General features: G+C 67.0%; 19 protein-coding genes. 6 read left to right on the forward strand and 13 right to left on the reverse strand.

Annotated elements, in window-relative coordinates; all coding sequences use genetic code 11:
- Positions 1 to 78: 78 nt before the first annotated feature.
- A complete protein-coding gene (locus ACIRA7_RS00180) occupies positions 79 to 651 on the forward strand; it encodes a type 1 periplasmic binding fold superfamily protein (protein WP_396218767.1) in 573 nt (190 codons plus the stop codon).
- Positions 652 to 691: 40 nt separating this feature from the next.
- On the opposite strand, the gene ACIRA7_RS00185 is transcribed toward ACIRA7_RS00180, so the two are convergent.
- The 10 genes from ACIRA7_RS00185 to ACIRA7_RS00230 all read right to left on the reverse strand — a co-directional run bounded on the left by ACIRA7_RS00185 (position 692) and on the right by ACIRA7_RS00230 (position 9,465).
- The gene (locus ACIRA7_RS00185) at positions 692 to 1,681 is read right to left on the reverse strand and encodes a deoxyribonuclease IV (protein ID WP_396218768.1); all 990 of its coding nucleotides are present in this window, start codon (positions 1,679 to 1,681) and stop codon (positions 692 to 694) included.
- Positions 1,682 to 1,699: 18 nt separating this feature from the next.
- A complete protein-coding gene (locus tag ACIRA7_RS00190) occupies positions 1,700 to 2,914 on the reverse strand; it encodes a murein hydrolase activator EnvC family protein (RefSeq protein ID WP_396218769.1) in 1,215 nt (404 codons plus the stop codon).
- 11 nt (positions 2,915 to 2,925) lie between these two features.
- Positions 2,926 to 3,786: a cell division protein FtsX gene (locus ACIRA7_RS00195; protein WP_396218770.1), complete on the reverse strand. Its 861-nt coding sequence runs from the start codon at positions 3,784 to 3,786 to the stop codon at positions 2,926 to 2,928.
- Positions 3,783 to 4,484 (reverse strand): cell division ATP-binding protein FtsE, encoded by a 702-nt coding sequence (gene ftsE / locus ACIRA7_RS00200; protein ID WP_396218803.1) that lies wholly within the window; start codon positions 4,482 to 4,484, stop codon positions 3,783 to 3,785. The genes ACIRA7_RS00195 and ftsE overlap by 4 nt, the downstream gene beginning before the upstream one ends.
- A gap of 12 nt (positions 4,485 to 4,496) precedes the next feature.
- Positions 4,497 to 5,516, reverse strand: a complete 1,020-nt coding sequence (locus tag ACIRA7_RS00205) for a trans-sulfuration enzyme family protein (protein WP_396218771.1) — start codon at positions 5,514 to 5,516, stop codon at positions 4,497 to 4,499.
- Positions 5,517 to 5,579: 63 nt separating this feature from the next.
- Positions 5,580 to 5,912, reverse strand: a complete 333-nt coding sequence (locus ACIRA7_RS00210; protein ID WP_396218772.1) for a hypothetical protein — start codon at positions 5,910 to 5,912, stop codon at positions 5,580 to 5,582.
- Positions 5,909 to 6,466 carry a hypothetical protein gene (locus tag ACIRA7_RS00215; protein ID WP_396218773.1) on the reverse strand — a complete coding sequence of 186 codons (558 nt, stop codon included), beginning with the start codon at positions 6,464 to 6,466 and terminating at the stop codon, positions 5,909 to 5,911. Before ACIRA7_RS00215 ends, ACIRA7_RS00210 begins: the two co-directional genes overlap by 4 nt.
- A 7-nt stretch (positions 6,467 to 6,473) precedes the next feature.
- Entirely contained in the window at positions 6,474 to 7,421 is a 948-nt protein-coding gene (locus tag ACIRA7_RS00220) for a hypothetical protein (RefSeq protein WP_396218774.1), read from the reverse strand.
- Positions 7,418 to 8,461, reverse strand: coding sequence for a PfkB family carbohydrate kinase (locus tag ACIRA7_RS00225; RefSeq protein WP_396218775.1), 1,044 nt, complete (start codon positions 8,459 to 8,461; stop codon positions 7,418 to 7,420). Before ACIRA7_RS00225 ends, ACIRA7_RS00220 begins: the two co-directional genes overlap by 4 nt.
- A complete protein-coding gene (locus ACIRA7_RS00230) occupies positions 8,458 to 9,465 on the reverse strand; it encodes an ROK family protein (protein WP_396218776.1) in 1,008 nt (335 codons plus the stop codon). Before ACIRA7_RS00230 ends, ACIRA7_RS00225 begins: the two co-directional genes overlap by 4 nt.
- Before the next feature lie 91 nt (positions 9,466 to 9,556).
- Here ACIRA7_RS00230 and ACIRA7_RS00235 point away from each other — a divergent pair, with 91 nt between their 5' ends.
- Positions 9,557 to 10,726 carry a serine hydrolase domain-containing protein gene (locus ACIRA7_RS00235; RefSeq protein WP_396218777.1) on the forward strand — a complete coding sequence of 390 codons (1,170 nt, stop codon included), beginning with the start codon at positions 9,557 to 9,559 and terminating at the stop codon, positions 10,724 to 10,726.
- Here ACIRA7_RS00235 and ACIRA7_RS00240 read toward each other — a convergent pair.
- The gene (locus ACIRA7_RS00240; protein ID WP_396218778.1) at positions 10,723 to 11,706 is read right to left on the reverse strand and encodes a glycosyltransferase family 9 protein; all 984 of its coding nucleotides are present in this window, start codon (positions 11,704 to 11,706) and stop codon (positions 10,723 to 10,725) included. The genes ACIRA7_RS00235 and ACIRA7_RS00240 overlap by 4 nt on opposite strands.
- Before the next feature lie 136 nt (positions 11,707 to 11,842).
- Positions 11,843 to 13,645, reverse strand: coding sequence for a translation elongation factor 4 (gene lepA, locus ACIRA7_RS00245; RefSeq protein WP_396218804.1), 1,803 nt, complete (start codon positions 13,643 to 13,645; stop codon positions 11,843 to 11,845).
- Here lepA and ACIRA7_RS00250 point away from each other — a divergent pair.
- Entirely contained in the window at positions 13,589 to 13,759 is a 171-nt protein-coding gene (locus ACIRA7_RS00250; protein WP_396218779.1) for a hypothetical protein, read from the forward strand. The genes lepA and ACIRA7_RS00250 overlap by 57 nt on opposite strands.
- An 18-nt stretch (positions 13,760 to 13,777) precedes the next feature.
- Here the strand turns inward: ACIRA7_RS00250 and ACIRA7_RS00255 are convergent, their stop codons facing one another.
- The gene (locus ACIRA7_RS00255) at positions 13,778 to 14,650 is read right to left on the reverse strand and encodes a hypothetical protein (protein WP_396218780.1); all 873 of its coding nucleotides are present in this window, start codon (positions 14,648 to 14,650) and stop codon (positions 13,778 to 13,780) included.
- Between the two features lie 137 nt (positions 14,651 to 14,787).
- Here ACIRA7_RS00255 and ACIRA7_RS00260 point away from each other — a divergent pair, with 137 nt between their 5' ends.
- The 3 genes from ACIRA7_RS00260 to mfd all read left to right on the forward strand — a co-directional run bounded on the left by ACIRA7_RS00260 (position 14,788) and on the right by mfd (position 21,008).
- The gene (locus ACIRA7_RS00260) at positions 14,788 to 15,696 is read left to right on the forward strand and encodes a DUF58 domain-containing protein (RefSeq protein WP_396218781.1); all 909 of its coding nucleotides are present in this window, start codon (positions 14,788 to 14,790) and stop codon (positions 15,694 to 15,696) included.
- A gap of 78 nt (positions 15,697 to 15,774) precedes the next feature.
- On the forward strand, positions 15,775 to 17,697 hold the full coding sequence (locus tag ACIRA7_RS00265; protein WP_396218782.1) for a BatA domain-containing protein: 1,923 nt from the start codon (positions 15,775 to 15,777) through the stop codon (positions 17,695 to 17,697).
- Positions 17,697 to 21,008 (forward strand): transcription-repair coupling factor, encoded by a 3,312-nt coding sequence (mfd, locus tag ACIRA7_RS00270; RefSeq protein ID WP_396218783.1) that lies wholly within the window; start codon positions 17,697 to 17,699, stop codon positions 21,006 to 21,008. The genes ACIRA7_RS00265 and mfd overlap by 1 nt, the downstream gene beginning before the upstream one ends.
- Positions 21,009 to 21,049 lie beyond the last annotated feature (41 nt).

Genomic DNA, 21,049 nt, shown 5'->3' on the forward strand with positions numbered 1-21,049 from the left:
TGTTGCACCACGGATCGCGATGACGCAGGGTCGTCGCATTCGATCTCTTTCCCCCTGCCTGGCCCATGGAGTCGTGTCATGGTTTTCCTGCGTGTATCCCGTCGCATCATGCTGCTTGGCAGCGGTGCCCTCGTACTCGTGTCGTCAGCCTGTGGCGATTCGTCAACCGCCCCCGGTGGAGAGAGTGAGATTATCTCACGCGTCACGCTCACGCTGACGTCGCCGGCCGGCGTCGCACTCACCACCTACATCGACGACAGCGACGGAAACGGCCCGACGGCGCCGAGTGCTCAGGTTGCGGTGCCGGCGCTGGTCAAGGGCGTCACCTACAGCGGCGTGGTCAAGTTCGAGAATCGTCTGGCGTCGCCAGCCGAAGACATTACCGAGGAAGTGAAGAAGGAAAGCAACGAGCATCGTGTGTTCTACACGGTGACGGGGAACGGTGTCACCGTCACCACGACGGACGTCGACTCGCAGAACCGTCCGCTCGGGGTGCGCTTCAACACCGCCGTGGCCGGCACCGCGGCAGGGAACGGCACCATGCGCGTGGTGCTCTGCCACTACGACTCGGCCCCCAAGGTGGCAACGGCCACGACCTGCACGGGCGAAACGGACATCGACGTGACCTTCAACTACACCATCGCGCCGTGACGAACAGGAACCGCCAGCCGCCGCCACGGCGGCTGGCGGTTCACCCCGCCGCGTAACTCCGCAAGAGCCGCAGCATCCGCCCATCCGTCTCCGCCGGTGTATCGCCCTTGGGCGTCTCGATCACCTTGGGGGTGGTCGCCATCCGCTCGTCGGTCATGATGCGCCGGAAGGCCTGATCACCGATTGTGCCTTCGGCGATCAGCTCGTGGCGATCGAGGTGCGACCCGAGTTTGGCCTTTGAATCGTTCAGGTGCAGACAGCCGAGCGTCTCGAAGCCGATCACGTCCCCGAACCTCGCGAACACGCCGTCGTAGTCGGTGACCAGGTCGTAGCCGGCGGCCCAGATGTGGGCGGTGTCGAGGCACACGCCCACCCGACGCCGCAGCGCCGCCGGAATGCGCGAGAGCAGGTCGGCCATCTCCTCGAACGTCGAGCCGAGCACGGTGCCCTGTCCGGCCGTGAGCTCCATCAGCAAGCGCGTCGGACCCACTTCGGCCTCGAGCGCGGCGGTAATGGCTTCGGCGTTGCGGGCGATGCCGTTGGCGCGGTCGTCCATGAAGTTGCCGGGATGCGACACCAGGGCATCGAGGCCGAGCGCATGGCACCGACGCAGTTCGGCGCGGAAGCTTTCCAGCGAGCGCGCCCTGAGCGCATCATCCGGCGATGCGAGGTTGATGAGATACGAGTCGTGCGCACAGGTCCAACGCACGTTCGTTTCCATCATCGCCGTGCGATAGCGTGAGGACTCGACGTCGTCGATGTCGCGCTCGAGCCAGCGGTTCGCCTGCTTGGTGAAAATCTGCGAACCGGTCGCGCTGATCTCGCGCGCGCGCGCCGCCGACTCCCACGTCCCGCCGGCCACGGACACGTGCGCACCGAGAGGCGCACGATCCTTCGTCCAGTCGCCGGCATCGACCACGATGGGCGCCGCAAGTGACGGGGCAGGCGGCGACGGCGCCTTGCGGGTGGAGCCCTTCGGTGCAGGCGCCGCAGTGGCGGACGCCGCGCTGGCGGATTTCTTGGCAGGCATGACCAAGAATATCAGCGTCTAGCGCTGTCCGCGCAGCCACTCCAGCGGATCCACCGAGCGCCCCTTCGGGCGGATCTCAAAGTGCAGATGCGGCGGCAAATCAGGGTCCGTCGCGCCCACGGTGCCGATCATCTGCGCTTTCGGGATCTGCTGCCCCTTCCGCACATCGATGCGCGCCAGCGATCCGTACACGGAGTAGTCGCCCCCGCCGTGCTGCACGATGACCGTCGGCCCATAGGTGCCCACGTTGTCGGCCAGCACCACCTCGCCGGCCGCAATCGACTTCACGGCGGTACCCACCGCTGCGCCGATACCGATGCCGTTCCAGCGCGTGGTGGTGTTGTTGGGATTGACCACCCGACCGAAGCGGTACAGGATCGAACCATCCACCGGCCAATCGAGTTTGCCGAGATCCGATGTGCGAAGACTCGACGGCGCCGCCGGTCGCGCGTTCGGCGACATTTCGGCGCGGCGTCGCAACGTTTCCAACGACGCGATGACGCTGGCTACCTTGGCCTCATCACGCGACAGCTGCGTGAGACGTTCACGCGTTTGTGCCGCGCTGCGCTGCACTGTCGTCAGACTGCGCTGACGTCGCGATTCAAGCTCCGCCAGCCGGCGCGCTTCACGATCCTTCTCCGTGCGGTTGCGCGCGACCTCGTCCTGCAGGCGTACCAGCAGCAATCGCTGGGAGATGATCTGGTCGCGCAGTCCTTCCACCCGACGCACAAGGCTGCGGTCGTGCAGCGCGAGATCGTGCAGATACTTGTAGCGGGCTACCAGCCCGGCAAAGGACTGGGCCGACAGCATGGCCTCCACGTCGTACAGGCTGCCCCGTTTGTAGATCTTCACCATGCGCCGCTGCAGCGCCGAGCGCTTGGTGAGCAGCTCACGCTCTGCATTGCCAAGGCCGGCGCCGGCCTTGATCACCTCGGTGTTGATGGTCTCGAGTTGTCGATCGAGCGCCACTACGAGCCGCGCCGTGGCTTTGCGCTGTTCCTCGAGATTGTTCACTTCGTCGGCCAGCGTGCGCGCGCTGCGCTGGAGTGCGTCCATCTTCGACTCGAGGTCGGCGCGCTCCTTCCGCAGCTTGTCGAGTTCATCCTGCTGCTGACGCAGTCGCTGTTCGGCTGCGCCGGTCCCCTGCGCCCCCGTGAGCGACGGGGCACCGCTGATCGCGGCCCCAGCCACCATGCACGCGAGCAGGACGCGACGGCGGGCAACGCGTGGCACGACGCCTGGCACTACGCGTCGCGCCAGACGCGGCGCAGGTGGCGCCCCACCGACACCCAGCTGCCCACCAGCCCCAGCAGGCCACCCGCGGCGATGCCGAGCGCGACCTGCTGCGCCGAAAAGAACTGCGCGCCCATGAGGTTCATTGATACCAGCTGCACGGCGGCCCACGACAGCAACGCCGCGATCGCGCCACCGGCGAGTCCCTTGAGGGTACCGTCGATCAGGTAGGGCAGGCGCACGAACGTGTTCGTGGCGCCCACCAGCCGCATGATCTCGATTTCCTTTGTGCGCGCCAGGATCGCCATGCGGATGGTGGACCCGATGATGATGACCGCGACTAGCGCGAACACGCTGCCCAGCACCGACCCGGCGATGCCGGCGATGTTGCGGATGCGATAGAGTTTCTCCACCCACTCGCGCCCGTAGCGCACTTCCTCGACCACCGGATATGTCTGCAGCCGCCGCGAAATCATCTGCATCGATTCCGGGTCGCGCGCCCCCTCCTTCAGGCGCAGCTCCACCGAGCCGGGCAGCATCGCCCCGTCCATCACATCACGGAACTCCTCGAGCTCCGCGCGGGCGCGCTGCAGTGCGGAGTCGGGACTCACATAGCCCACGTCGGCGACCTGAGGGAGCTTGCTGATCCCCTGCATCAGTTCGAGCACCTGCGCATCAGGCGCGCCGTCCGTCAGGAAGGCGCGGATCTCCACACGGTCCTCGATTTCGAGCAGGGCGGCCTTGATGTTGATCGCGACCAACCCGAACAGGCCGAAGGCAAAGAGTGAGAACGCGATCGTGGTGATGCCGAGTACGGCCAGCAGGGGGGCGCGCTTGAACGCCAGAAACACTTCGCGAAGGGCGAGCCTCATCGGCGGCCTCGCATATCGGCCAGCAGCCGCGTCACATCGGTGCCGTCGTGCACCAGCGCACCGTGGTCCAGCTCGAGGAAGCGCAGATTCGCGCGTTGAATCATCGCCACATCGTGCGTGGCCATCAGCACGGCGGTGCCCTGCGCATTGATTTCGCGCAGCAGCAGGAAGATCGCATGGGTCGCGCGGTCGTCGAGATTCCCGGTGGGTTCGTCGGCCAGCAGCACGAACGGGTCGTTCGCCAAGGCGCGGGCGATCGCGACGCGCTGCTGTTCACCACCGGAGAGTTCGTGCGGAAACGCCGTGGCCTTGGAGGCCAGCCCGACCTGCGTGAGCAGCCGTGCGACTTTCGGGCGGATCTGCGCGTGCGGGACGCCGGTCACTTCGAGGGCGAACGCCACGTTCTGTTCCGCCGTTCGATCAGGCAGCAGCCGGAAATCCTGAAACACGATCCCCAGCCGTCGACGCAAGGCAGGGATTTCTCGCGCCTTGATCGACAGGCTCGAAAACCCGGAGATGCGCAGTTCCCCCGTGGTCGGGCGCTCGGCCATCGATAACAGCTTCAACAGGGTGCTCTTGCCCGCGCCACTGTGACCGACCAGGAACACGAACTCGCCTTTGCGCATCTCGAACGAGATATCGCGCAGGATCGCGCCCGAGCGGGGATATTCCTTGCTGACGTTGGTCAGGCGAACAATGACGGACACCGCCTACTCCAATGCCTGGGTGAGGTCGCCGATCAGGGTCGATGCCGCATCGAGCCCGATGCTGAGCCGGATCGATCCGTCCTCGAGGGGACTGGCGACCGACTCGACGCCACCGAGGCGTGCGGCCCTCGCGGCGTCCTGCACGCGAAACCACTGCAGGCGGTTGAGCGCCGTACCGACCGCGAAATCACCACCGCGCAGGGCGATCGTGATCAGATGACCGTGCCCCGAGAAACATTCGGTGGCCACCGCGTGATCGGGGTGCGTGGCGAGGCCGGGATAGTACACGGCGCGCAGGGGACCGTCGGTCATCGTCTTCTCGGCAGCCCACTGAGCCACCGCGAGCGCGGTCGCATTCTGCGTCGCGACGCGCACACGCAGGGTCTTCAGCCCACGGGCCAGTTGCTCCACGGCGGCCGGATGCGGTTCACCGCCCCACGACCGCATCTTGGTGCGTACCTCGTCGATCACGGCCGTGCTGCCGCACACGACGCCGGCCGCGAAACCCTCTCCATGCCCGTCCAGACACGGGCGCGCGGAATGCAGGACCACATCGGCGCCGTGTTCCACGGGTCGAAAGTTGACGGGACTGGCCAGCGTCGCGTCGACCACGAGCGCGAGCCCGATTTCCCTCGCGAGTGTGCGGGCGGGGCGCATGTCCACCAAACGGGTGGTGGGATCGACCGGTGACTCCAGGTACACGAGGCGCGTGGTCCGCGTGAGCGACCGCCGCCAGCTACGCGTGCCGGCGGGATCGACAAAGCTCACCCGCACACCAAGCGCCGGCAGCTCGTGCTCGAAGAAGTGGCGCGTGTCGGCGCGCAGCCAGCGGCTCGCCAGCAGGTGATCACCGGGGCGAAGCAGGGCAAGCATCGTGCAGGCGAGTGCGGCGGCGCCGCTGGCCAGCACGAGCGCTGACTCGGTCCGCTCCAACTGCGCCAGCTCGCGCACCACCGCCTCGTCGGCCCGCTCGTCCGGGCCGCCGTTCAACGCCAAGGGGGGCATCGCAGCGATATCACGCATCTCTGGCACAGCGGGGTGAATGCGGCATGGCGACGGCGTTGGCCGGCCTCTGGCCGGGCGCGGTCAGACGCGGGTCCGGGAGTCGGTATCCAACTTGACCACCCGCACGAGTTCGGATGGAGCGGCCCCGACCACATCCCGCAGTACGCACCCGCCGCGAGGCAGGGTGTCGTCAATCTGCAGCTCGGCCAGTTCGGAGCGTCGATCCGATACCACACGCACCAGCTCGTGTCCCGTCACGAGGCGTACCAAGGCGTCGTCCGAGCGCAGACGAACCATCGGCCCACGTTCGGCGTCGCCCGGGCGGCTGCTGATGAATCCCACGACCTGCAGGACCGGGGAAAATCCGCTGAACATCCCCAGCTTGCGAGCTTTGGCCTTCTCGTCGTCGTTCACGCTGTCCTCGCTACGGTGCCGGGCACCGTGAATCCGTCGTCCCGTCGCATGATCAGACGGCGGCCCCGGAGTCGGTCCAACTGCTGTGCGGCGAACGCTTCGGTGACCGCCAACATCGGGGCCAGCGCCTCGGCCCAGATGGGTCCGTGGTCGCGTACCGCTTCCCAGTGCCGCCGCTCGTCGTCATCCACGTGGCCGAACAGCTCGGCCGCCCCTTCATGCCATGATACCAACGCCAGCGCATGACGTTCGAGGACGGTTTCAATGGGATCGATGTGGCCATCGTGAATTCCACGAAAGGTCAGGAATCCCGGCAGCCCGTCGTCGGTCGCGTAGCGCAGCAGCAGCTTGGCCACGATCTCGTCGGCGCACGAGAAATCCAGCAGATTGACCTGTGAGAAATCGATGGTGGTCACGACGGACGCGCCAAGTTCCGTGACCTGCTCCTCGATCGCGGTGCGCACGGCCGCGCCGGTGGGGCGCGTCACCAGATTCGAGTAGAGGTCGCACACGGTCCCACGCAGCACGGTCCCGACGTCGATGTTGACGGTCACCGTGTCCTCACCGCGCGGCCTGCGGACGGGCGCGCGACGCGCCGGCGTTACGCGCCCGCACGGGGGCGTCGCCGAGGCGTTCAGGGATCGTGACCTGCATCTGCGCGCCGGGGAAAAACGGGAGCCCTTCGGTCATCGGTACGTCCTCGTCCCAATCGGGTGTGATGGCAATGCGTGCGGTGCCGCTGCGCACCGACAGCTTGCCATCCCACCGGCCCACGAAGCGACGAATGCCGGCCAGCCCCTGACCACGCCCCTTGTCGCCGTGCCGGAAGCGACTCACTGCGCGCAGCACGGCATCTTCCAGCGCCATCGCGTCGTCCCAGCGATCGTTCCGACGATGCCCCGGTGAACTCTCGAGGGATTTCCGGAACCCCACGCCGGCGTCGCACACCGCGATCACCACCACGCGACGTCCGAGACGGCGGGCGTACTTGTACGTCTGCACCCCGACCCATCCGCCAAGGCCGGCGTGCTCCACGATGTTCTGACACGATTCGCTCAGCGTCATGCCGAACGCGCCGGTGATGGCCGTGTCGAGATTGAGCTGGCCGTGCAGAATATCTGCGGCCTTCTGCTGAATGCGCCCCACCACGCCGTGGACGTCGTCGCTCTTCGTGATCGGCGTGATCTCCAGCAGCACGTCCGACTCGTGCGCCTCGCGCGCCCGCGGCACGGTTCCATGCAGGTCGTACAACTCCGCCGCGTGGCGGAAGAAGCCGGCACGCGACCAGTACGACACCGTATCGGCATGGTCAGGCACCGCGAAGCCCATCCGGTCGGCGCGCGATTGTGCGACGCACAGCAGGGCGGTCAGCCCATATGGCGACGCCCACCGTGCATGGCGCGCGTCCACGAGAATCTTGGCGCCGTCGGGTACCAACGCCAACTGCTCGAAGACCTGCTCGACGCTCTGCTCATCGAGGGAGGGCGGCACGCTGATGACAGTCGTCACGAAAGACTCAGCTCTCCGCGGAGATGATTCGCGAGCCCGGTGGCCCCGCGATGCTCGACATTGCGCGACGCGGCCGCGTTGGCCGTCGCAATCGCCTCCGTCAACTTATCACCCGCCAGCAGCCGCGAGAAATGGGTGGCCCCCCAGACATCGCCACAGCCGGTGGGATCGCCGGGGCCATCGATGCGTGGCGGAACACTTGGCACCAGCCCCGTGCGCAGCGCACCGAGGGCACCACTACCACCACGGGAGGATGTGGATAGCGCAGATGTGTGACCTCGCGCTGGTGGCAGATCACTCAGCCCCTCGAAGCCAGGCGCCGCCACGTACACCGCCCCGCGCTTGCCGAGCGTGACACACAGACACGACACCCCCGCCGCCACGGCCGTCGCCGCCAACGCCATCGAGTCGGGCGCCATCATCTGCATCTCGTCTTCATTCACCTGCAGCACGTCGAAGCAGGCGCACCATGCCGCCACGTCGGGCAGCGGTTGTGCCACGCGCAATCCGTCGGGAAGCACGGCCATGATCTTCATGTGCAGATCGCAGTAGATCGGGCCACGAAAATGCGCCCGCACCAGCTGCGTCGTCTCGAGGTCGAGCTCCCAGCCGCTCAGGAAGTTGATGTAGAGCGCATCCAGTCGAGCCGCATCGAGCACCGGCTTGAGCCCCACCCACGTCCAGGCGGGCACACCGCCGGTGAGATGTTCGGTGCGACGTTCGTCATCGAGATACCGTAGCTCCACCCGATTGTTGGGATAGGGCACGCCGATGATCTCGGCGTCGGGTGCCATGTGCCGCAGCGACCGGCAGAAGAGTCGCGCACGATCCACCAGATCGTCGCCCACGCGCGCCAGCGGCACGATTTCCCAGTCATCGGGCAACGCGGCATCGAGCGCCGAGAGCGAGTAGGTGATGCCGCCCCACTCTTCAACCGGTACGCTGCGCTTGTCACGGCCGTGCAGCACGTCCCACACGAACGAGCCGATCACGCCGACCCGCTTCTTTCGCGTGGCGGTGGGCGACGGAGCGGCCGTCACGCGGGAGGCCGACCGGTGTGCTGCGCGATGAACGTGGCCACGGCACCCACGACACCGGCCGTGCCGGGCAGGGTACCGGGCACGATTCGACAGGCATCCACCGCCGGCTTGAACGCGCGACGACGCACTTCCTGACGCAGCGGCACGAACAACGCTTCGCCAGCCTGTGTCACGCCACCGGCGATCACGACGCAATCGGGATTGAACACGTTGAGCAGATTCGCGATCCCCGTGCCCAGAAAGCGGGCCGTGTCGCGCACGATCTCGATGGCCACGGCGTCGCTCTGCGCGGCCGCGGCATACACGGTGGCCGCCGTGATCTTGGACACGTCGCCGTTGACCAGCTCCGGCAGAATCGACTGTTGATCGAACGACAGCGCCTCACGCGCGCGTTCGGCAATCGCCGTGCCCGACGCATAGGCCTCGAGGCAGCCGTAGTTTCCGCAGCCGCAGCGACGACCGGTCTGGTCGATCGTGGTATGGCCGATTTCGCCGGCCACGTCGCTCGAACCGTGATACAGGCGTCCATCGAGGATGATGCCGCCACCGATACCGGTGCCGATGGTCATGCCGATCACGTTCCTCGCCCCCTTCGCCGCGCCCACCCACCATTCGCCGTACGTCGCGCAGTTCGCATCGTTGTCGAGCGCCGCCGGCAAGCCGGTGAGCTCGGTCATACGATCGCGCAGCGGGATGTTGTGCCAGTTGAGGTTTGGTGCCACGAGGACGATGCCCTGCTCGCGATCGAGCGGACCGGGAGCTCCCACCCCAACGCCCAGAAACGCTTCCCGCGACACGTCGGCTTCACGCATCGTGTCAGCCACCGCCTCGTTCACCATGCGGGCCATCCGTCGAATCACGCCGTCCGCACCGTCGTGCGCGCCGGTGGGTTCGGAGCGGAGACCGTACTGGTGCGATCCATCGGCGGACATCGCGCACACGACAATGTTGGTGCCGCCGAGGTCGACACCGACAATGAACTGATTGGCTGGAAGGGCAGTCATAAGCCGAAAAGATAATGCGGCCACCCAGCGGCGGCGGTGGTGCCGGTGGTTCTCACGGTTAACGTGCGCCGCGGTCGGTCGTCCAAAGGGCATGCGCCTTCTGCCCACGCGTCGCACACCGTGCCTGCTTGCCATGCGGCTGTCCCGAGTTCTCGCGCTCGCCTTCACGGTCGGGCTGGGAGCCGCCACCGCGTGCGCCAGCCCGGACGGAGCCGGCACACCAACGGCGCCAGCACCGCCGTCGCCACCCAGCGCGATCGATCCGCGCACGTTGGCGGCCTACTTCCCCCCGACCACGGGGGTGTCGTGGGACACGGTCTCCGGCGCGCGACTCGGCTACGACATGGCCGCCCTCACCTCGGCCCTCGACTGGGCGGGCACGCAACGATCCACCGCCGTCGTGGTGCTGTGGCGTGGACGGATCGTCGCCGAAAGGTACTGGAACGGCTGGACGCCAACGAAGGACTCCATCATCGCGTCAGCCAGCAAGTCGGTGCTCAGCGCCATCACGGGAGAACTCGCGCGGTCGGGACAACTCTCGCTCGACAGCGCGGTCACACGGTACCTGGGTGTGGGTTGGTCGCGTAGCCCCGGCACCGAGTCCCGCATCACGGTGCGGCACCTTCTGGGAATGATGTCCGGGCTCAACGACTCCCTGCAAACCATCGTGCCCCCCGGTACGCGCTTTTACTACAACAATCCCGCCTACTACCAGCTGTTCGGGGTCGTGCAGGCAGCCAGCCGTGAGTCGATCAACACGGTCTCGCGGCGTCTGCTGTTCGATCGCATCGGCATGTCCGCCTCCACCTGGTTCCCCAACGTCGACACTGGCGAACTGGGTTGGATTCTCAGCAGCACGGCCCGCGACATGGCGCGATTCGGCCTGCTGGCACTCCATCGCGGCCGATGGAACGGCGTGCCCGTGCTCGCCGACAGCGCATGGTTCGCCGCGTCTTGGCGCGCCACACCGCCGGACAATGCCGGATACGGCCTGCTCTGGTGGCTCAACGGCAGCAGCAGCTATCGCACGCCCGGGCCGTATCTGCTCCCCTCGCAATCGGGGCCGCTCATTCCGTCGGCGCCCGCGGATCTGGTAGCGGCGCTCGGGAAGGGCGACAAGAAGATCTACGTGGTGCCCAGTCTCGAACTCGTGGTCGTGCGGCACGGCGAGGAAGCGGATGCCTCGGTGGGCAATCCCCTCGCCATCTCGGCCTTCGACGAGCAGTGGTGGCGCAGGCTCAAGCCGGCATTTCGATACTAGCCTGCGCGCCCGACCCGCTCCACCTGCTCGGCGACGCTGCTCGCGGAAATGTCCTGCATGCACTTCCAGTGTCCCAGTGGACACGCCAATCCGCCGTGCGCGCTGCAGGGGCGACAGGTGAGTTCCTCGCGCCCGAGCACGTGCTGTCGCTCGGCCAACGGGCCGAAGCCCATGGCCGGTATCGTGGGCCCGAATAGCGCCACCGTGGGCGTGTTCATCGCGCTCGCGAGATGCAGCGGTGCCGAGTCGTTGGTGACGAGCACCGCGCACCGGGAGAGCAGGGCGGCCGAGCCGAGCAGGGAGAGTTTGCCGGTGGCGTCGATCACGGGAGGACCGCCGCGCTCCTGCACCGCCGCGTGAATCGCGGCAGCCAACGGCGCGTCGCCGCCCGCGCCGATGACCACCATGCGGCAGTCGGGCATGCGCGCCACGAGATCACCTGCCAGTGCGTCGTACGACGGCCAGCGTTTGGTGGCCCAGACGCTGCCCGGTGCGAGCGCAATCAGCGGATCGCCGGTACGAACGCCGGCGGCGTCCAGCAGGGCGGCAACCTGCGCCTGATCAGTCGGGCCGGGAAAGAGCGACGGTCGTAGTGGCCCGGGAGGCTCGCGCGGATCACTCGCCAACGCCCACAGCCGCCGTGCGTGGTGCCAGTCTGTCCGGTATACCACACGGCGCGAGTACAGCCACCGTCCCGCCGACGTGTCGAACCCGACGCTCTGCACGCCGGCCAGTCTCGCCAGCGCGGCCGTACGCCACGAGCCCTGCGCCATGTACGCGGTGGTCGCGCCGGTCGCCCGCAATCGCGCCGCCACCCGTCGCAGCCCCGCCACGCCCGCGTCGGACTTTCGCTTGTCGTACACAAGGACCGACGCGACCGCCGGGTGATTCGCCAGCACCGCCGCATTCGCCGGCGTCGCCACCACGTGCACCTCGCCCTCACGAGCCAGCCGCTCGATGAGCGGGGTCGTGAGGATCATGTCGCCTAAGAACGAGGTTTGGAGTATCGCCGACGTCGTCACGTGAGTTTCGCGTTGCGAGTTCGAGTTTCGAGTGGTGAGTGTTTGCTACACAGCACTCGAAACCCTCACCCGCCACTCGAAACTCACGTGAGAATCAGTCGACCTGCAAGACTGCAAGGAATGCTTCCTGCGGAATCTCCACGCTGCCGACCTGCTTCATGCGCTTCTTTCCTTCCTTCTGCTTCTCCAACAGCTTCCGCTTCCGCGAGATGTCGCCGCCATAGCACTTCGCTGTCACGTCCTTGCGCAACGGCTTCACCGTTTCACGGGCGATGACCTTCATGCCGATCGTGGCCTGAATGACCACTTCGAACATCTGGCGCGGGATCAGTTCCTTGAGCTTCTCGGCCACCTTGCGGCCCCACTCGTACGCCTTGTCCTTGTGCACGATCACCGAGAAGGCGTCGATCGCGTCGCCGTTGATCAGCATGTCGAGGCGTACGAGATCGCTCTCGCGATACTCGAGGATCTCGTAGTCCAGTGAGGCGTAGCCGCGGCTCACCGTCTTCATCTTGTCGAAGAAGTCGAGAATGATTTCGCCGAGCGGGAATTCCCAGTCGAGCTCCACGCGCACGGTGTCGAGGAAGCGCGTGTTCTTGTAGATGCCGCGACGCTCCATGCCGAGCGTCATGATGGGGCCGATGTAGTCCGACGGGCACATGATGCGCGCGCGCACGTACGGCTCCTTCACCCGCGTGATGACCACCGCCGGGGGCATGAGGGCGGGGTTCTCGATGAGCAGTTCGGTGCCGTCAGTTTTCGTGACCTGATACTCCACGCTGGGCACCGTGGTCACGAGATCCAGGTTGTACTCGCGCTCCAGGCGCTCCTGCACGATTTCCATGTGCAGCAGTCCGAGGAATCCGCAACGGAATCCGAAGCCGAGCGCGGTGGACGTTTCGGGCTCGTACTGCAGCGACGCGTCGTTCAGCTTCATCTTCTCGAGCGCATCACGCAGCGTTTCGTACTGCGTGGTGTCGGTCGGGTAGATACCGGCGAATACGAACGACTTCACTTCCTGGTAGCCGGGGAGCGCTTCGGGGGCGCGATTGTCCTGGTCGAAAATCGTGTCGCCGGCGCGCGTTTCGCGCACCGATCGCACGGCGGCAAGCACGTAGCCCACTTCGCCGGCATGCAGCACGTCGGTGGGCACCTGACGCAGCTGCAGGTAGCCCACCTCGGCCACTTCGTACACGTTGTCCGATGCACCGAAGGTGATCTTGGTGCCCTTCCGCATCGAGCCGTCGACCACGCGAATGCTGGGAATGGCGCCGCGATACTTGTCGTAGTACGAGTCGAAGATCAGCGCGCGCAGGGGACCGTTCACATCGCCGTTCGGCGGGGGCACGCGCCGCACGATCTCTTCGAGCAGTTCGGGCACGCCGGTGCCTTCCTTGCCGCTCACACAGAGCACGTCTTCCGGCATGCAGCCAATGAGATCCACCACTTCCTGCCGCCGACGTTCCGGCTCGGCGCCGGGCAGGTCGATCTTGTTGAGCACCGGAATGATTTCCAGGCCGGCGTCCATGGCGAGGAACAGATTCGACAGCGTCTGCGCCTGAATGCCCTGCGACGCATCGACCACCAGGATCGCGCCTTCGCAGGCGGCGAGCGACCGCGAGACTTCGTACGTGAAGTCGACGTGGCCCGGCGTGTCGATCAGGTTGAGCTCGTAGTTCTCCCCGTCGCCCGCTTTATAGCTCATGCGCACGGCATTGAGCTTGATCGTGATGCCGCGTTCGCGCTCGAGGTCGAGCGTGTCGAGCACCTGAGACTTCATTTCTCGCTTCTGTAACGTGCCGGTTTTCTCGATCAGGCGGTCCGCGAGAGTGGACTTGCCGTGATCGATGTGCGCGACAATGCAGAAGTTGCGGATGTGACTGAGTTCCAACGGAATGCCTTGCTAGAAGGGGCGATGCGTGGACAGCCTTTCAAGATAATCGATTCCGGCGGCAATCTGGTGCCCGGATGTGAAAACGGCGGCCGTCACGAGAGAGCGGCCGCCGTGTAACACGTTGGGATGACTCGGTTAGCGAGGCGGAGGCGGCGTCGTCCCGGCCCCGGCGCCAGGCTGGCCGGCCCGCTGCTCGGCGGTGGGCGGCTTCGGCGGCGGGGGCAGGTAGACAATGCGCCCGCCCTCGATCGCCGCCACCGCGCCGCCCTTCAGCGTAAAGGGGGCACCGCTGATGTAGTCTTGCGGCAGCATCCCGGAATACTGGTAGACGTTGGCCGTCATGATGATCGGATCGAGCATGGCGAGGCTGAGGCCGCCATTGATGCTGGTGGTGTACCGCGCCACCGTGACGGGTCCGTTCCCAAAGGCGAAGGCGCCACTGATCACCGGCACCGGCGAAATGGTGCTGGGCTGGCTGATCACAGCGTCAATCGGCACGCCGGCTTCATAAATCGTCTTGGCCAGAATCTCGATCAGCTGCTGTTCGCTGCCCGCCAACGTGTCCATGAGCAGGTCGTGGCCCCAGCCGCCTCCGGCCTTGAATGCGGCCAACTCGGGCTTCACGTTCGAGGCGATCGCGACGATCAGCGGCGACTCGCCGTAGTTCAGCAGATGCAGGGCCTCATCGCCGAGCAGACGACGGGGCTTGACCGTCTTGCCCGCTTTGAGCTTGCCGGCGTCGGTGGGGCGGGCCGGCGAGAGAATCTGGATCGGCAGTGCCGAACCCTTGGTGCGCGTGACGGCAAACACCGTGACGTACGCGTCACGGTTCACGGAGAGCGAAAGTCCGGGCCAGTCGGCAAGCGACGTCACGGCGGTGACGCCCGTGACCGTCACCCGCGGGGTGGGCGCCGCCGGAGCTGAACTCGTGGTCGCACGCTGTGCCAACGCGGTGCCACTCAGCGTCAGGGACGCCGCGGCTGCCAGAATTCCCAATGCTCTGGTCATCTTCGCACTCCGACCCGAAGGAAATGATTCATCGCTCCTCAACTATAATTGGGGTATCGGCCGTACATGTCAAACGCTCAATGGTCGCCGGCAGACCCCCGCCCACATCCGCGGTCAGCGTACTATTCTTCCCGCACATGTCCCAGCCACGCGCCGATCAACTCGACCCCACCGTTCTGGCGGCCCTTGGCCACCTGGAGCTCGTCGCCCGCTGGGTCGTCGACGGCTTCGTGACCGGTATGCACCGCTCGCCGCGGAAGGGATTCAGTGTCGAGTTCGCCGAGCACCGGCCGTACATGCCGGGCGACGACCTGCGCTATCTCGACTGGCGCATCGCCGGCCGCGCCGACCGCTGGGTGGTCAAGCAGTTCGAGGAAGAGACAAACGCCCGGGCCATGTTGGTGCTCGACGTGAGCGCCTCCATGCAATGGACCAGCGATCCCGCGCGGCTCACCAAGCTGGCGTATGCCGAGCGCCTGGCGGCGGCGGTGGCGCTGTTGCTGTTGCGGCAACGCGATGCCGTGGGGCTGGTTCGGTTCGACGCCACCCTGCGCGACGTGGTGCCGCCGCGCTCGCAGCGCACCCAGTGGCGTCGGCTCATGGCGGCGTTTTCCGAGCCGGGCGGCGGCACGAGCTCCGATGTGGCGGGCGCCCTACTGCAGGCGGGTCGGCTGGTCCGTCGTCCGGGTTTCGTGGTGTTGTTGTCCGACCTGCTCACCGACCCCGAGCCGGTGGCCGACGCCGCGCGTACGCTGCGGGCCCGTGGCCACGAGGTGCTCGTCCTGCACGTGATGGATCCGGCCGAACGCGACTTCCCCGATTCGGGGGAGGCGCGCTATCGCGATCCGGAATCGAAGATCGAAGTGCCGGCGTCCCCCGCCGATGTACGTACCACATACCAAACCACCGTGCAGGAGGCGCTCGCCGAGTGGCGCGCCGCACTGGGCCGGGCCGGCGCACGCTATGCGGTGGCCATGACCGATGAGCCGTTCGGCCGCCCGCTGCGCCATCTGGTCGGCGTGAACGGTCGCGGCGCCATGATCTGATGGCGATCTGATGGCGATCTGCGGCCCGTGCAGCTTCTGATGTTCCCGCCTTTATCGTAGTCCTCTCGCAGCCTCTCGATGGCGTTTCTCGCTCCGCTGTTTCTCACGCTGGCCACGCTGGTCGGCGTGCCGTTGCTCGTGCATCTGTTGCGCCGCAAGGTTGGTCGGACGGTGGATTTCCCCGCCGTGCGCTACCTCACGCGCATGGAACAGGAACACAGCCGCGATCTCAAGCTGCGTCACCGGCTGCTGCTGTTGCTGCGTATCCTCGCCGTGTTGGCGTTGGCGCTGGCGGCGGCGCGTCCGATTGCCAAGCTCGCCGGGCTCGGGCACGCCCCGGTCGCCCTCGCCATCGTGCTCGACAACTCCATGAGCACCGGTATGGTCGGCAGCGAGCGGTCGGTATTCGACAGCTTGCGGGCTGATGTCCGCGGCCTGCTGTCGGAGCTGTCCAACGACGATCGCGCCTGGGTCGTGACGGCCGATGGCCGCGTAATCGGCGGCAGTGCGCCGTCGTTGCTGGAGTCGCTGAATGGCCTCGCGCCGTTGGGCGGTCGTGGTGATCTGGCCTCCGCCACGCGCCGCGCCGTGGGGCTTGCGCGCAGCGGCAGTCCGCGCGCGCCGGTCGTGGCGATCGTGAGCGATGGGCAACGCAACGCCTTCGCGACCGACAGCGTGGTGGACGCCGGCGTGGTGCCGGTCGTCATCCTGGCGCATGGGACGACCACCGTGCGTAACCGTGCGGTGCTGGCGGCGCGGGCCGAGCCCACCCGGTGGACGCCGTCGGGGACCGTGACCTTCGCTATCAGCGCCCCCGATTCCTCCGATTGGCGGCTGCTGCTGGACGGACGCACGGTCGCGCGGGGCGCCGTGGCCAGTGCGCCCGTTGGCGCGCCGGTGCGCCTCACGCAGCGCCTCGCCAGCAGCACCACGGGCTGGGTGCGCGGCAAGGTGGAAGTCGACGCCGATGCCTTGCGGGCCGACGACGCGCGCTGGTTTGCCGTGCGCGTGGCCCCGCCACCGATGGTGACCGTGCGCAGCGAGGGGGGGCCGTTCTTGTCGGCCGCCCTCTCCACGCTGGTCGAGGAAAAGCGACTCGAGCGCGGGGCCGAAGGCGCGGCGCGCAGCGTGACGGTGGCGGGCGCGGACGCGGCTGGGGTGCGATTGCCGGTGCTGCTCACGGCACCGCGCGATCCGGTGCGCATCGGGGAAGCCAATCGCACCCTCACCCGCTTGGGCATCCCGTGGCGCTTCGGGGCGATCGCGCGCAACCTCGTACTCGCGCGGGCGGCGAGCACCGGCGGAGTGCCGCTCGATACGAATGCGGCGTCGGTCGGAGTGTTCGAAGGCACGCCGGTACGGTTACGCTATCCGCTGGTGTACTCGCCGGGTGGCACTACCGCCGCGACTGGCGCGAATGCCGCGGCGATACCCGACACGCTGGCCACCGCCGGTGGGTCGGCGTGGGCGGTCGCCGGCGATGGCTACGTGCTGATCGGATCGCCGCTCGACCCCGAAGCGACGGAGTTGCCGCTGCGCGCGGCATTCGTGCCGTGGCTGTTGGAGGCGCTGTCCCGTCGGCTTGGTGACGACGGACGGCTCATCGACGCCGTGCCGGGCGAACATTTGGCCGGCTTCCGCGGTGTCACGGCACTCGAAGCGCCCGACGGAAAGATCGTGGGCACGAATGGCGACCGTCTCGTCGTTCCCAATGAGGCGGGGGTGTACTTCCTCCGTCGGCAGGCCGCGCGCATCGGCGCGCTGGTGGTGAATCCGGAGCCAGAGGAGTCGGACGTGGTGGGGATGGGGCAGGGAGGAGCAGATAGCGCGGTGGCCGTCATGCGCACGCACCTGGTGGGACGCGACGTCGCGCCGGCTACGAGCGTGAGTGCATGGCGCCGTCTGGTGTTCGATCGCGCCGCCGGTCACGGGCTGCTGTTGCCGCTGGTCGCCCTCGCCCTCGCGGCGTTGCTGGCCGAAGCCTGGCTGGCGCGACACTGATGGGCCTTCCCCGACTGCTCGATGCGATCGAAGCGCTCCCGGCGTTCGCGCGACTTCATAAAGCGATTCCCGGTCCGGGGCAGAGTCTTCGCGTCGGCGGCCTCGCCGGATCCGCCGACGCCGTGTTCGTGGCCGCCCTCGCCCGCGCGCTCCCGCAACGATTGGTGGTGGTCATCACCGATCAGGTGGGCGACGCCGAACGGTGGTTGGCTGACCTCCAGTCGCTGGTAGACGACATCCCGGTGGCGCTGTACCCGCCCCGGGAGGGATTCGGCGAGGTCGAGCCGCACGCCGAGGTCGCCGGCGAACGGGTGGAGACGCTCGAGAAGCTGGGGCGCAGCGGGGTACGCCTGCTGCTCACCACCGCCCGAGCGGTGCTCGAGCAAACCGCGCTGCCACGGGCGCTTGCCGGCGCGCGGCTCGAGCTGCGCAAGGGCGACGTCCGTCGTCTGGAAGAGCTCACCGCGCACCTCGACGCGATCGGGTTCGAACGCGTACCGATGGTCGAAGACGTCGCGCAGTTCTCGGTGCGCGGCGGCATCGTCGACATCTACTCGTTCGGCATGGCTGAGCCGGTGCGCCTCGAGTTCTGGGGCGACGACATCGCCGAACTGCGCCACTTCGATCTCAACACGCAGCGCAGTACGCGTGATGCCGAGCTCGCGCTGATCCTGCCGGTCGACGGGCGCGTCCGTGATGACGAGGGTGACGCCGAACGCGTGTCGTTGCCGTCGTTGTGGCCGCCTGATGCGGTGGTCGTGATGCCCTCGGGCACGTCGGTGTTGCCGGAACTCGTGCGCACGTGGGATGAAGCCGAGCACCATCTCGAACTGGCACGTCGCCGTGGCGAAGAGTGGGTGCGTCGCGACCGGTTGTTCGTGCCACCGCCCGAGATGGCATCGACACTCGCCCGGTTCGGCACCATTCGCCTCGCCCCGCCGCCGCAACGCGCCGTCAGTGCCTCGTCGGCCGATCTCCAGCCGCAGGGCCCCGAGCCCGACGTGGTGTTCGCCACGCGGCCACCGGAATCGATTTCGCGTGATTTGCGCGTGCTGCGCAAACTGCAGCGCGACGGGTTGCCCACGATCATTCTGTGCGACAACGCCGGTCAGGTAGAGCGCCTCGACGAACTGCTCAGCGAGGACGGACCTCTGTCGGCCGCGCTGGCCATCGGCGTGCTCGGCGGCGGCTTCATCATCCCGAATGTCGTGCGCGTGCTTACCGATCACGAGATTTTTCGACGTGATCGCCGGCTGCGCCGCACGCGCAAGTACACCACGGGGGCGCCGCTCGACACCATCGGGGCGCTCAAGCCCGGCGATTACGTGGTGCACCTCGAGCACGGCATCGGCATCTATCGCGGCATCGAACGGATCTTCGTGCGCGAAAGCACGATCGAAGCCGCGGTCATCGAGTACGAAGGTGGCGATCGCCTGAACGTGCCGCTGTATCGCATCGATCAGATCGAGCGGTACCGTAGTGCGAGCGATGTGTCGGAAGATGCCCCCGCCCCGCGGCTGCACAAGCTGGGCGGGAATCGCTGGAAGCAGCAGCGCGAGAAGACGCGCATGGCGATTCTCGAGATGACGCAGGAGTTGCTCGATCTGTACGCGCGCCGTAAAGTGGCCACGCGCCCCACACACGGCGTGGACACGGCGTGGCAGCGCCAGCTCGAAAGTTCGTTCCTGTTCGAAGACACGCCCGACCAGCGGAAAGCCACCGAAGATGTGAAGCGCGACCTCGAGAGCGACCGTCCCATGGACCGGTTGCTGGTGGGCGACGTGGGCTACGGGAAAACCGAGATCGCGATTCGCGCTGCCTTCAAGGCGGTGCAGGGTGGCCGTCAGGTCGCGGTGCTGGTGCCGACGACCATTCTGGCGGAGCAGCACGCGCGCAGCTTCGGCGATCGGTTGGCGGACTTCCCGGTAACCGTGGAAGTCATGAGTCGCTTCCAGACCGCGAAGGAACAGGCGGTGGTCGTGGAGCGGCTCAAGCAGAAGCAGATCGACATCGTGATCGGCACGCACCGTCTGCTCAGCCCCGACGTGGAGTTCGCCGATCTCGGCCTCATCATCGTGGACGAAGAGCACCGCTTCGGCGTGAAGCACAAGGAGCGGCTGAAGCAGCTCAAGCTGCAAACCGACGTGCTCACCCTCACGGCCACGCCGATTCCCCGTACGCTGCACCAGAGCCTGGCGGGACTGCGCGACCTCACGCTCATGCAGACGCCGCCGCGCGATCGCTCGCCGGTGCTCACGTTCGTGGAGCCGTTCGACGATGCGCTGATCGAGGAAGCGATCTCGCGCGAGCTCGACCGCGGCGGTCAGGTGTTCTTTGTGCACAATCGCATCGAGACGATCGAAGCCATCGCCGATCATCTGCGCCGCATCGTGCCGCGCGCCACCGTGGCGGTGGGGCATGGGCAGATGAAGGAGCGCGAGCTCGAAACGGTGATGCGCCAGTTCGTGGATCACGAAGTGGACATTCTGGTGTCCACGCTCATCGTGGAAAGCGGGCTCGACGTGCCGAACGCCAACACCATGTTCGTGAACCGGGCCGATCATCTGGGGCTGGCGCAGCTCTATCAGCTGCGCGGGCGCGTGGGTCGGTCGCACCGACGGGCCTACTGCTACCTGCTGGTGCCCGACCGGGTCGACGAGGACGCCGAGCGCCGCCTGGCCGTACTCGAGCACCACACAGAGCTCGGCGCCGGCTACCGCATTGCCCTGAAGGACCTCGAGTTGCGCGGCGCCGGAAATCTGCTGGGGTCGGAGCAGTCGGGTTTCGTGCACTCCGTGGGGTTCGACCTTTATCTCCGGCTACTCGACGAAACCGTGCGCCAGCTGTCGGAAACGGGCGGTCAGAAGGCCTGGATCCCGGCCGACGTGTCGCTCGATTTCCCCAGTTTCCTGCCGGACGACTATATCACGTCACAGGAAGCCAAGCTCGACGTGTACCGCCGGCTCACGGCCCTTCGCGAGCCCAAGGATATCGAGGCGCTGCAACTGGAGGTGCGCGATCGGTTCGGGCCCATGCCGGCGGCGGCGCAGGCGCTGTTCGCCAGCGCGATGCTCCGGGTGCTGGGCGCCGCCCTTGGGGTGGAGGGGGTGCTTGTGCGCGCCTCCGAAGCCCGTGTTAGTTTCAGGGCTGACGCAGTTCCTCGCCTGAAGGGGCTGTCAGCGGCATTCCACGGCGTCCAGTTTCAAGTGGACGTTCGGCGGACGCAGCCGCTGGCGCTGAAGTTGACCCGATTGGGTGGGGCGGAAATGCTCGAGGGCCTGGTGCGCGCGCTGCGTGCCCTCGCGCCCTGACGGCACCCGAACGGATGCCGCTGGGGTCACACCAACACTTC

The organism is Gemmatimonas sp. (assembly GCF_044376735.1).
Classification (GTDB): domain Bacteria; phylum Gemmatimonadota; class Gemmatimonadetes; order Gemmatimonadales; family Gemmatimonadaceae; genus Gemmatimonas.